Source organism: Bacillus inaquosorum, from assembly GCF_023238325.1.
GTDB lineage: Bacteria > Bacillota > Bacilli > Bacillales > Bacillaceae > Bacillus > Bacillus inaquosorum.
Genome location: NZ_CP096592.1, coordinates 1,012,619 through 1,027,311, shown reverse-complemented (window position 1 = coordinate 1,027,311; position 14,693 = coordinate 1,012,619). Strand labels below are relative to the sequence as shown.

The 14,693-nt window shown below is 49.1% G+C and carries 1 pseudogene; it reads right to left on the bottom strand.

The features are described from left to right. Positions 1 to 261: 261 nt before the first annotated feature. A pseudogene (locus M1M80_RS04965) lies at positions 262 to 14,583 on the bottom strand (SDR family NAD(P)-dependent oxidoreductase); the annotation flags it as partial. Positions 14,584 to 14,693 lie beyond the last annotated feature (110 nt).

Sequence of the window (14,693 nt, the reverse complement as noted above, 5' to 3'; positions counted from 1 at the left end):
TGACAGTTCATTACTGGCAATCTGCTCTATTAAAGTCAGATAAAACGTAGCATCGTTCTCCTGTTCTTTTTCCTGTTCGCCCACAAAGCGGCACAACTTATCTCGATCCCCTGCAAGGACCATCACTTGTTGCCAAGGGGAGGCCCATGCCTGGTAAAAAGCACGAATGCCTGCCTCTGGCTTTAACGCGACCATGCCCGTATCATTCATCCACTGCCTTTGCTGTTGGGATGTGACCTGCATACCACCATCTTCCCATAGGGGCCAATTAATCGAGAAGGTACGCCCTTGCCGTTTCTGGCTTTTGACTAAGGAGTTGCGATAGTAGGCATATTGATCCACAAAGGCATTGGCGGTGGCATAATCGGCCTGACCAATGTTCCCCATCACACCAGTAATGGAAGAAAAGATCACAAAGAAATCCAGGTGACAATCCTGGCTGGCCTCATCCAGATGCACCACACCCGCTACTTTTGGTGCCAGTACCTGCGTAAATTGCGTTGCTTTTTTTTGTATCATGAAGTGATCATCGGTAACACCCGCGCCATGAATGATTCCATTTAGATCCCCATACGTCGCCTTTATGTCTTTAATACAACGCTGAACCGCTTGCCGATCAGTCACATCCAGCGATCGATAAATGACCTTTAACTCGCTCTGTTGCCATTCGTTTAGCCATTGTTGCATATCTTTTGTAGGCTGTGAACGCCCTACAAGGATTACAACCCCACGCTGAATATGCAGGGCTATTTCATGGATAATAATCTTGGCGAGCCCCCCATTTCCACCGGTGATCAGGTAAACTCCCCCTTCTTTCCATAGCAATGACTCTTTCTTTTCGGAGGGCGGTACTTCTTTCCAACGTAAGGCATGCCGTTTCTGGCTCCCTCGATAGGCCACCTGCGGGGTCGCCATTACCTGCCGGTTGTCATGAAGAATAGTTAATACATGGTCACTCTCCATATCCCCGTCCAGCATTATACATTGTCCTATAATATGCGGATTTTCCAAATGAGCGGTTTGCAACATCCCGCTTAATGCCTTACCAAAGGGATTGTCCGATTGGTTAAACAACAAAATTTGAACGGGTACCACATGGGTGGGTTTTGCCTTCAGAATCCCCTGTATAATGTGAAATACCTGGAGCGCATCACGGACGAACTGACCTGCAATATCAAAGTGGTCGCCATCATAAGGAATTACATGACACACTTCATCCGGTAACTGGTCGCTTATTTTCTGTGCTTTTTTGGGTTCAGCCCCATAGATAATCACATGCCCGTTTTCTTCTTTAAAGGAGGGTGCGGAGGGTGCAACCACTTTTTCCTCCCAATGCGGATAAAAGAGTATTGCATCTTGAACTGGCTTTGATTTTAAAGTTAAACCTTTGATTAGTAAGACACAATCGCCTTGCTCATCGCATATATCGATATCCATCTTGGTTATGCCTCGGCCTTCATCCCTTTGGCGAACAAACGCCCATTCCGCTTTTAGGCAGTCACCAATGAGCACCAATTCATCCATAGCAAATGGCAGTGCCAATCCCTGTCCCGCATCTGATAAGGTCAAGCCCACGGCGGATTGGATGGCCGCATCAAGCAAACCCGGGTGTAATGTGTAAGCATCCTGTTTATCTGCCGTGCATACTGGCAAGTGAATTTTTGCCAGGGCTTGCCTTTGCCCCACATAAATCTTTTCTATACCTTGAAAATGGGGGCCATAAACGATTCCCATTGATCGAAATGCCTGATAGCATTCTTCAGATGTCAATACCCGCTGTTGGCATTGCTCCTGCAGCTGGGATAAGTCCAAACCATCAGCCGCTTGGGTAAAGGCCCCCAATGTTATTTCACCCTCGCAATAGATTGTCTCTTCCCCATCTATCGGTTGATAGATAGTAAAGGCCATCAATTGATTATGTTGAGGGACAATCCCGATGATTAAGGGAGATTGTGCATCTTGTTGTTTAAAAGGTTTCGACCATATCACATTTTTAAGACACACATCTGCCTTTCCTTGCTCACTCCTTACCGCTTTAGCTGCAGTGCTCGCCATTTCTAGGTAGGCGACTCCTGGTAGTACACCTATGCTATCTATGGCATGATCCTGGAAATAAAACGCATGTTCATTTAGCTTTGTTTTAAATTTAAGGCCCTTAATATCGGATATATTTTGATGCACCAAGGGATGAATTGCCGAATCCTGGTAGGTATCCCGCTTTACTTCCGTTATCCAGTAGCGATCCCTGGCAAATGGATAAGCCGGCAAGCTAATGCGTGATGGTTTTCCATTTTGATAGAGCAGGTGCCAATCAATGGCACCCCCATTGATCCATGCTTCCATTAAAGGCTGATAGGCACCCGTTTCAATCCATTGGATGATCGATTTTTCTGGGATAACAGAAGTAACACCCCGGGATGAACAACGTCCACTTATCCGATGTGGATCCTCTACCTGCTGTATATAAGCATCAAGTTGTTGGCGCAACGCCTCTATAGAACTCACTGTAATGGCCATTCGCTCTTCCATTACTTCACGCCCTGTCTGTAATGTATAGGCGATATCTGCGAGATGGTCATCTGTAAATGCCTGCTGCTTAATGGCCGTGAGTAACTGGATGGCCTGTTGCCTTAACTGCTCTTCAGTCTTCGCCGACAAGACAATGATTGCTGGCTGATCCGGTGTAATAGACAGACTTGCATGCTGGTCATTTCGAGGAATATATTCCTCAATTAAAAGATGAGCATTGGCTCCACCGGCACCAAAGGAGGAAATACCTGCGCGCCGAGGGTATTCTTGCATTTTTCCATCCTTATAAATTACCGGCCGCTTCCAATCAGCCAGCTTCTGTTGAACGGCAAAAGGCGTCTGGCTAAAGTCGATACGGGTATTGAGTTCCTCGGCGTGAAGCGAGGGAACCAATTGATGGTGCTTCAATTGCAATAGCACCTTGGTTAAACCTGCAATACCAGCTGCACTCTCACTATGACCGATATTAGACTTAACGGAACCAATAGCACAGAACTGCCTTTCATGGGTATACTTTTCAAATGCGGTAGTTAAGCCTTTGATTTCTATAGGATCTCCAAGGGCCGTTCCCGTACCATGTGCTTCAATATAGCTGATGGTGCGAGCATCCAACTTGGTTCTTTCCAATGCCTCAATGATCAACTTCGCTTGTGAGTGTGGATTAGGTACTGTATATCCATTGGTTTTCCCTCCAGCATTAATTGTGCTGCCCTTAATGACACCATAAATATGATCCCCATCGACTTCAGCCTGCTCCAATGGCTTTAAGACAACTGCACCTATGCCTTCACTATCCACGATCCCATCCGCCTGTTGGCTAAAAGGACGGCATGTATCACCAGGAGATAACATGGTCATAGCGGATAGCTTGAGAAAATGATCTGGATGAACAATTAAGTTAACGCCTCCGGCAACGGCACAGGTGCTCGTACCGCTATAGAGGCTTTCCAACGCCAGATGAATGGCCGTAAGTGAAGAAGAGCAGGCCGAGTCAACAGCTAAACTAGGTCCTTGAAAGTTCAGAATATAGGACACCCTGTTGGCTATGGACCAATAACTCGCCCCAGGTGGATAATGCCCATTCATCGCTCCAACAAATACGCCCACTTTTCGGTCTTTGCTAAGATTCGACGGTGTATAACCTGCATCTGCAATACTTTCATAGCAGGTTTCCAGGAATAACCTTTCTTGCGGATCCATGCGCTTGGCCTCTGCAGGCGAAAGATGAAAGAAATAGGGATCAAACTGATCAATGCCGTTAATAAATCCGCCCCATTTCGTATACATATAACCGGGCTTTCCTGGTTCTTCATCATAATACTGTTGCCAATCCCATCGCTCTTTTGGAATCGAAGTAACGGCTTGCTGACCTGATTTTAACAATTGCCAATATTCATGGATATTATTTGCTTTAGGATAACGGCCAGCGATGCCAATGATCGCAACATCCATCAGGTTTGATCCAGTTTGAGACCCCTGACTTACCAGTGATTGCAAACTACGTGCTTTCCGTCTAAACTTCTTTTTTACCGGACGGGACGGTGGAGCTTCTGAAACCGGCTGGTCATCTGTCTCAGGGTTGAAAGTCAGTAAGTCTTTCGCCCGTTGATAGTGATTTTTAATTAAATAGTCTGCTAGGTCATCCAACGTTTGATACTCAAATAACAGTGTACTGCTAATATCTGAAAAATCTTTCCGTAATAAACTGGTCATTTGCGTAACCAAAATAGAGTCAAACCCATATCGCTCTAATGGCTCTGCACTATCGATCTGCTCAGCTGATAGGCGAAGAATATCCCCTGCTAGATGTTTCATATAGTCCACACAGGCAGTATGCAATGACTCTCCAAGCCTGATGGGCTGCGCAGCAACAATTGGTACCGGTCTTTCGACTTGTTGCGACTGTTCGACTTTTTGTGGATGTTCATCAGTTGGTTTCTTTTGCCGTATGACACCATTGCTTTCCGCTAGAATAATATGCTGCTGGCCATTGGCATTGGGAACCACCATGGTCAGAAACCCTTCTGACGCAAGAACTCGTTCCCACTGATCCACTGTGACCAGTGGAGACCCTGGGATACGCCATGCTTCATCCTCATATAACCACCATCCGTCCAATAAACCAAAGGTGAGATGGTTAAATAACGTATGAGTGGTGGTTTCAATTAATAAGAGCAATCCATTCTTTTTTAGCAAAGCTTTGGTATTGCGCAATGTCTCCCGTAATACTGGGGTAGCATGAAGGACATTACTGGCAATGACCACATCATAGCCCCCCGGATCAATCCCCTGCTCTACAACAGGCTTGGTCACATCAAACATTCGATAAGTGATCCGGTTTTCCCAGTCACCAAAGTACTTTTCGGCGAACAACAAAAATGACTTGGAAATATCTGTATAAGCATATTCATCAATGCTATCATGATATGGCTGTATTCGCTTTAACACCTCTGCGGTACTTCCGCCCGTTCCTGCCCCAATCTCTAGGATTCGTACCGGCTTCTGATGCCGCTGTCTCTGTTGAAGATAGTTAACCAATATGGAGGCAAGCCGCTGATTATAGTAATCTGCAACCGCATTCTGTTTATAAATCCCTTCCACTAGTTCAATTGAAGAATTGGGGAACAATATATCTGTTGCCGTAACTTGTCCAGTCAGTATGTCAGGCAGTTTCCGTAAGGCGGCCTCTATTAAGGTTAAATGAGAGTGCAAACCCTTCTTATCTTCCCAGGTCTGTTTAAATTGTTCCCATTCCTGCCAAATCGCCATGTTATCGACCGGGTCCTCTAAAACAGAATAGGCCTGACCATCCCATGATAGGTATTTGTGTTCTTCAAAAATAGTAGCCGTTTCTTTCATCCATCGACGATAATTTGGTTGAAGTCCTAGGGTTAACTCCGTCAGACTGCCCTGCTTATTCTGAAACAAGCCTGCCTTTTGTAACTGCCCCCACAATAACTTTACCAGCAAAGGCTGACCCTGTTCCATTCGCTGGGTGATCGCCAAGATGGCTTGTTCTGCTGTGTCCTCTTCGGCAGGCTGCTCCTGGAGGAGGTTAGCCATACAGGTGTTAATCTCCTCTGGGTAGATAGCGATGGTCTCAGATAGCCCTATTTCTTGCTCATGCAAAGGACGAAGGGTGTTGATATAAGCTAGTTGCGGGCACGGTTGTGACAACAAAAAGTCCACTGCTGCCATTCCCTCCGGCCCCTCAATCGAACCAATTCCTGCTTGAGCCATTTTCTGCTGATAGATTTCTTCAGCCACCACACCTACACTGCCCCAGTAACCCCAGTTCATTATCTTAACCGGGCACGTCCATTCTCTCTCCATGGCCAAAGCAAATGCATCCTTAAATGTACAACCTGCTGCATAATTGCTTTGTCCAGCTGATGTTGCAAAAGATTGAATGGATGAGAAGAACAGCACAAAATCAAGGGATTCATCGGCAAATACTTGGGCAATCCGAACACTGACATTTACCTTGGCCGTCAATGCCGCCCGAAACGTTTCTTCATCCATCTGTGCAATTCTCTGATCCCGCAAGACAATCGCCGAATGAATAACACCCTGTATTTCACCATATTTCTCCTTAATCTGCTGATACGCCTCTTCTAGAGATTGTCTATTGGCAGCATCAGCGGCAATATAATCAGGGGCTGGTCCAAGTGCAGCTAATCGACTGATCTTGGACCGAATAACCTCATCCTTTTCTCTTCTGCCGATCCACACCACCTTTGCCTGATAGTGACGGATGACATGATCGCTCCAGACTTCTCCAAGACCACCTGCCCCGCCAATCACTACATATACACCGCCCTTTTTATAAGGCATCTGTAGTTCCGCTGTTTGCTCGACCTGAACTAAGCGCTGATGGTACCAAGAACCTTCCCTGAAAGCCAGCACTTTCTCTGGTAGGTGGTGGATTTGGGTTAGAGGCTGAAGATCATCTCCCTCATTAATGTCTAAGAGGCGAATCTGCCAGTGTGGATACTCCTTAGCCAATGAACCCGCAAAGCCATATAACGCTGATTGGGCAGGCTGTATGGCTTCCTGGGGATGAACCTGTTGTGCTCTCCCTGTCACTATTGTCCATTGTAATGCGTTTTGTCCATAGCCCAATCTAAGTAACGCTTTAACTACCCTAAACAAGGCAATCACTGTTTGTTCCTGGGCGGCAATCAGCCCTTCGTCCGCTACCGACGATACCGGTAGTTCCGGCATATACCAGATCAACTCATCCATTTCTTCGATTGATTTGAATTTGGCAATGATACCTTCAATGGTAGTCCCTGCATCAATATGCAATACGCGAGCCTTCGGGTATTGCTGACTGATAATGGCTGTTTTCCCATCTGCCTTTTTCCCAGTAAAGACAACAGGATGACTTGACGAAACTGTTTTTTGATCATTGGTGTGTCGAATCCGCTCCCAGACCGGTGCAAGCATACGATACCCCGTTGGCGCATTCGTTTCTATTTCTTGGTTCATGATACGGGTGGCCAGACCCTTCATCTCTAGACAAATTCGGCCTACATCATCACAGAGAACAATCGTGACCTGCCCATCCTCACGACGAACCCATGCCCACATGGCTTCCTGGGTCTCCCCATAGATCGCCACTTCCTCCATCGCAAAGGGCACAGATGGTTGACGCTGGTCGAAGCCCTCCTGCAACCCTATCCCCGCTTGTATGGCTGCATCCACCATTCCCGGATGAAGCCCGCCATGCACCCAAGGGGATGCGAGCGTGAGCCGGGCCAGGACCTCTTCCTGCCCCACATAGATCCGTTCAATCCCCCGATGGCTTTCGCCATATTGAATGCCCATATTGGCAAAGGCCGTATAAACCGCTTCCCTGCTAAGCTCTTTTTGTCCACAGGCCTGCTGTATTCGGGAAAGATCCACTAGCGGCGGGGCTTTCTCTGTCAGCAGCTCAGCCCGCCCCTCGCTATATACCACTTCTTCGCCTTCATCCGTTTCCCGGTAGACGTCAAAGCGGATGGTCTCATCCTTTTCAACCGCTAACCCCATATGGATCTCAACCGGTTCATCACCGACAATAAGGGGGCGCACCCAGCCTACCTGCTGGAGACGGATTCCTTCTCCTTCACCCAGCCATCCGCCAACAGCCTGGGAGACAGCCGCTCGCGCCATTTCCAGATAGGCGCTTCCCGGTAACATTCGCTGTCCTCCCACAACGTGATCGGATAGAAAAGGTTCTTCCCCCGTGAAGCGGGTGCTAAACCGCTGTTCATAGAAGTCTGATGTATTCTGGTGCAATAAGGGATGAAACGCCTCTGTTATTCCCTGTCCTTTCGGCTCTTCTACTGGAATCCAATACCGGTCCCGTGTAAAGGGATAAGTTGGCAAGCTGATCCGCCGCGGCTTGGTCTCGCTGTACAACCGTTCCCAATCGACAGCCATCCCCTTAACCCACAGCTTTAATAGCTTGTCATACTTACCTTTTTGCTGCCATGCCTCCAGTGTGACGGCCATATCCTCGTCCACTAGGACAGCCATGGCCGCTTTATGGGCTTTCACCTCACCCCGATAATAATCTGTCATATCAGGCGTTTGGGCGATAATATCCGTCAGCTTTGCCTTGAGATCGGCAATGGAGGTCACCACCACTGCCAATCGCTCATCCATTGCTTCCCTTCCGATCTGCAAGGTATAGGCAATATCCGCCAGATCTCGATCTGTCCAGCCCGCTTCGGTTACTGCTGACAACAGCCGCTTGGCCTGCTCCAACAGTTGTCCTTCGCTTTGGGCCGATAGGACAATCAGGTAAGGACCCGGAGAAACGGCAATCGTCTCTTGTGCCGCTTCGGGTATATATTCCTCAATCACCACATGGGCATTGGCTCCACCGGCACCGAAGGAGGAGATACCTGCCCGCCGCGGCCCCTCCGGGGGCCGTTCCCATTCAGCTAATGTCTGTTGCACCGCAAAGGGGGTGGAGGCAAAATCAATATGTGTATTTAAGACCTTGGAATGAAGGGATGGCACCAGTTGCCCATATTTCATCTGAAGCAGGATTTTACTTATGCCCGCAATCCCTGCAGCACTCTCTGCATGCCCGATATTGGATTTCACCGAACCGATGGCACAAAACTGCCGATCTTGAGTATAAGCCTCAAAGGCTTTGGTTAATCCGGCAATTTCAATGGGATCACCAAGGGCTGTGCCTGTGCCATGAGCTTCGATGTAGTCGATGGTCCGCGGGTCGACTTTTGCCTGTTGCAATGCACGTTGGATCACATCCGTCTGGGCAGTGGGGTTAGGAACGGTATAGCCATGGGTTTTGCCTCCATGGTTAATCGCTGTTCCTTTGATCACTCCATAAATATGATCCCCATCGGCCACAGCCTGGGTTAAGGGCTTTAACAGAACTGCCCCCACCCCTTCACCGGGTACGTAGCCGTCTCCTCCTTCGCCAAAGCTTTCACAACGTCCCTTGCTCGATAAAAACTCCCCCTGATTTAAGGCGACATATTTATTAGGGTGAATGGAGATATTCACCCCGCCGGCAATGGCCGCCTCACAGCTGCCCCGCTGCAGGTGCTGACAGGCTAAATGGATGGCCGTTAAGGAAGAGGAGCACATGGTATCCACAGCCATACTTGGACCATGGAAGTTACAAAAATAGGAGACCCGGTTGGCTATAGAGGCTGCATTGCCATTGACTGCCACCGGCCGGCCCTTAAGCTGTTCCTGAGCCCCATACAACTGGTACTCCTCATACATCACACCGACAAACACTCCAACATTGCCAGCCATCCCCTGCCCCTGAATGGCACCTAACGACTGGCGGGTATATCCCGCATCCTGGAGGGTTTCATAGACGCATTCCAAAAAGAGCCGTTCCTGCGGATCCATCCGTTCTGCTTCCCGAGGTGAGATATGAAAAAACAGGGGATCAAATCGATCCACATCCTGTAAAAAACCACCCCACATCTCTCCTTTTTGAGGAATTTGCCAAAGGGCCAGGCGTTCCTCAGGAACCGGGGTGATACAATCTTTTCCACCTTTTAAGTTGGCCCAAAACTCCTGCATATTCCGGGCACCGGGATAACGCCCCGCCAAACCGACAATGGCAATATCGGGGGTGGATGAGGATGAAGAGAAGGAAGGCGCCTTCCGAAATTCTTTCCGTCGCCTGCGCGAATGCTTGTGCCGCTTTTCCGTACCCACCGGTTGAGAGACAGGCGCAGGCTGGCTGTCGCCAAGGACCTTTGTCAATGCCTCACGATGGTGCTGGAGAAAATATCCTGTTAGCTCGTCCACTGTTTTGTATTCAAAGAACAGGGTTTTAGGTAATGAACCAAAGAACCCTTCCAACTGCTGGGTCAATTTTAATACCATAACTGAGTCCATTCCATATGTCATAAAGTCAGCATCTGCTTCTATTTGATCAGCAGGCAACTTTAATACCACTGAAAGCAACCTTTTGATATAATCTGTCGCCTTTCCGCGCAGTCCTTCCTGACCCGGTCCCGCCGTAATCACCGATGTATGCTCCGCTTTAGGGGCGGGCTGAATGTGAAGGCGAGAATGAATCTCCTGAAACCGACCACGCTCCCCGGCAATAACCATTACCTGCGCGTAGGGTGAGGCAAGTCCTTCATAGAATGCAGCCATCCCCCGAGAAGTCTCCATCGCAACCATACCTGTGCTTTTACGCATGATAGCTTCCGTTTCCGTATCGAGGTGCATACCACCATCCTGCCATAATGGCCAATTAAAAGAAATGGTACGCCCATGCCGTTTCTTTGCTACTACCAGTCGATGACGATATCGGGCATAGGCATCCATAAAGGCACTGGCTCCCGCATAATCCGCCTGACCGACATTGCCAATCCCGCCTGCCAATGACGAGAAGATAATAAAGAAGTCAAGCGGACAAGCTTGACATGCTAGATCGAGATTGACCAATCCCAGGGTTTTAGGCGCCATCACTTCATGGAACTGCGATGCTGACTTTTTAATGATAAAGTTATCGCGAATAATGCCCGCACTGTGAATTACACCGTGAAGTTGACCGTACACTTTCAGAGTGTCATCCACGAGGTGTTTCACCGCTAAACGGTCGGTTACGTCTATCTGATGATAGACCACCTGTATATCCATTGCTGTCAATGCCTGAATGTCTGCCTCTTTTTTCTGATCCAAAGGGGAACGACCCGTAAGAATTAACGTGCTTTGTGGAGCATGTTGCGCTATTTCCTTAGCGAACAGCAGACCCAAACCGCCCAGTCCCCCTGTGATTAAATAAACACCCTCTTTTTTCCAAGGGAGGGCAGCATGCGAGGGTGGCGCCTCTAGTATTTTCCAATGAGCTATATTGCGCCTACCATTCTGATAGCGAATATGGCCTGGAAGAGACGAAGCTGCATTCTCTTTTAACTTCTCAGCGACCGCTTTAGCTGACTCACCTGCATCCACGGCAATCAGTTGTCCTATCATATGGGGATTTTCAAGGTGTGCCGTCTGAAGGATTGCCCACAAACCCTCATATAGCTCTTCCTCTTGCAGGGGAATAACCACTTGAACCAATACCTGCTTTTTATGCCCCGCTTTCATCATATGCTGCAGCGCTTCAAACAACTGCAGGGCGTATTGTTGAAAGCATTCACCCTGATGCCCCTTAACCCTCTGCAGAACTTGACACTGTTCCCCTTCGAGGAACCCATGTAAATGATCTGGGGAGAGATCTGCCATACCACAAAGAATGACCTTGTGATCGTCAAAAGTTGCACTCGTTGCTTTCACCGACTGTTCCTGCCAATGCGGATGAAGCAAGAGATGGTCAATGGATTCCTCCATGCCAGCCGACTCCATTACTCGTACTGCGAGACCCTTGATTTCAAGACAAATCTGCCCCTCATCATCACAGAGAACAATCGTGACCTGCCCATCCTCACGACGAACCCATGCCCACATGGCTTCCTGAGTCTCCCCATAGATCGCCACTTCCTCCATCGCAAAGGGCACAGATGGTTGACGCTGGTCGAAGTCCTCCTGCAACCCTACCCCCGCTTGTATGGCTGCATCCACCATTCCCGGATGAAGCCCGCCATGCACCCAAGGGGATGCGAGCGTGAGCCGGGCCAGGACCTCTTCCTGCCCCACATAGATCCGTTCAATCCCCCGATGGCTTTCGCCATATTGAATGCCTATATTGGCAAAGGCCGTATAAACCGCTTCCCTGCTAAGCTCTTTTTGTCCACAGGCCTGCTGTATTCGGGAAAGATCCACTAGCGGCGGGGCTTTCTCTGTCAGCAGCTCAGCCCGCCCCTCGCTATATACCACTTCTTCGCCTTCATCCGTTTCCCGGTAGACGTCAAAGCGGATGGTCTCATCCTTTTCAACCGCTAACCCCATATGGATCTCAACCGGTTCATCACCGACAATAAGGGGGCGCACCCAGCCTACCTGCTGGAGACGGATTCCTTCTCCTTCACCCAGCCATCCGCCAACAGCCTGGGAGACAGCCGCTCGCGCCATTTCCAGATAGGCGCTTCCCGGTAACATTCGCTGTCCTCCCACAACGTGATCGGATAGAAAAGGTTCTTCCCCCGTGAAGCGGGTGCTAAACCGCTGTTCATAGAAGTCTGATGTATTCTGGTGCAATAAGGGATGAAACGCCTCTGTTATTCCCTGTCCTTTCGGCTCTTCTACTGGAATCCAATACCGGTCCCGTGTAAAGGGATAAGTTGGCAAGCTGATCCGCCGCGGCTTGGTCTCGCTGTACAACCGTTCCCAATCGACAGCCATCCCCTTAACCCACAGCTTTAATAGCTTGTCATACTTACCTTTTTGCTGCCATGCCTCCAGTGTGACGGCCATATCCTCGTCCACTAGGACAGCCATGGCCGCTTTATGGGCTTTCACCTCACCCCGATAATAATCTGTCATATCAGGCGTTTGGGCGATAATATCCGTCAGCTTTGCCTTGAGATCGGCAATGGAGGTCACCACCACTGCCAATCGCTCATCCATTGCTTCCCTTCCGATCTGCAAGGTATAGGCAATATCCGCCAGATCTCGATCTGTCCAGCCCGCTTCGGTTACTGCTGACAACAGCCGCTTGGCCTGCTCCAACAGTTGTCCTTCGCTTTGGGCCGATAGGACAATCAGGTAAGGACCCGGAGAAACGGCAATCGTCTCTTGTGCCGCTTCGGGTATATATTCCTCAATCACCACATGGGCATTGGCTCCACCGGCACCGAAGGAGGAGATACCTGCCCGCCGCGGCCCCTCCGGGGGCCGTTCCCATTCAGCTAATGTCTGTTGCACCGCAAAGGGGGTGGAGGCAAAATCAATATGTGTATTTAAGACCTTGGAATGAAGGGATGGCACCAGTTGCCCATATTTCATCTGAAGCAGGATTTTACTTATGCCCGCAATCCCTGCAGCACTCTCTGCATGCCCGATATTGGATTTCACCGAACCGATGGCACAAAACTGCCGATCTTGAGTATAAGCCTCAAAGGCTTTGGTTAATCCGGCAATTTCAATGGGATCACCAAGGGCTGTGCCTGTGCCATGAGCTTCGATGTAGTCGATGGTCCGCGGGTCGACTTTTGCCTGTTGCAATGCACGTTGGATCACATCCGTCTGGGCAGTGGGGTTAGGAACGGTATAGCCATGGGTTTTGCCTCCATGGTTAATCGCTGTTCCTTTGATCACTCCATAAATATGATCCCCATCGGCCACAGCCTGGGTTAAGGGCTTTAACAGAACTGCCCCCACCCCTTCACCGGGTACGTAGCCGTCTCCTCCTTCGCCAAAGCTTTCACAACGTCCCTTGCTCGATAAAAACTCCCCCTGATTTAAGGCGACATATTTATTAGGGTGAATGGAGATATTCACCCCGCCGGCAATGGCCGCCTCACAGCTGCCCCGCTGCAGGTGCTGACAGGCTAAATGGATGGCCGTTAAGGAAGAGGAGCACATGGTATCCACAGCCATACTTGGACCATGGAAGTTACAAAAATAGGAGACCCGGTTGGCTATAGAGGCTGCATTGCCATTGACTGCCACCGGCCGGCCCTTAAGCTGTTCCTGAGCCCCATACAACTGGTACTCCTCATACATCACACCGACAAACACTCCAACATTGCCAGCCATCCCCTGCCCCTGAATGGCACCTAACGACTGGCGGGTATATCCCGCATCCTGGAGGGTTTCATAGACGCATTCCAAAAAGAGCCGTTCCTGCGGATCCATCCGTTCTGCTTCCCGAGGTGAGATATGAAAAAACAGGGGATCAAATCGATCCACATCCTGTAAAAAACCACCCCACATCTCTCCTTTTTGAGGAGTTTGCCAAAGAGCCAGGCGTTCCTCAGGAACCGGGGTGATACAATCTTTTCCACCTTTTAAGTTGGCCCAAAACTCCTGCATATTCCGGGCACCGGGATAACGCCCCGCCAAACCGACAATGGCAATATCGGGGGTGGATGAGGATGAAGAGAAGGAAGGCGCCTTCTGAAATTCTTTCCGCCGCCTGCGCGAATGCTTGTGCCGCTTTTCCGTGCCCACCGGTTGAGAGACAGGCGCAGGCTGGCTGTCGCCAAGGACCTTTGTCAATGCCTCACGATGGTGCTGGAGAAAATATCCCGTTAGCTCGTCCACCGTTTTGTATTCAAAGAACAGGGTTTTAGTCAATGGGCCAAAGAACCCTTCCAACTGCTGGGTCAATTTTAATACCATAATGGAGTTAATACCATACTTCTCTAAGTCTATATCGCTGGCTATTTCCTCGGCATTGATCTTAAACACCGAGGAAAGGTGCTCTTTTAAATAGTTAATGGTTTTTTCCCGCAGACGCTGATCCCCTTGAGATGATTTAGCAGCCTGTAAAAACTGAGCTAGATCATCCAGTGTGTTCTGTTCCGCTAAATCCTTAGTGGTTAACTCTAGTCCAAACTTAGTATTTAGCCGATTCGCCAATTGATTCAGCTTTAAAGGGTCAAATCCTTGTTCTCCCAATAGGACATCATGATGGATCTCGTTGGCGTCAATAGCCAACACTTCTGCAGCTATTTCCTTTAACGCCGGCAATAAATCGTTAGCCGCGTGATTCTTCTCCTTATGTTTGCCCCATTGCTTAAATTGCCATGAAGCTTCCTCTGGTGTAATCTCCTTTTCCTTTA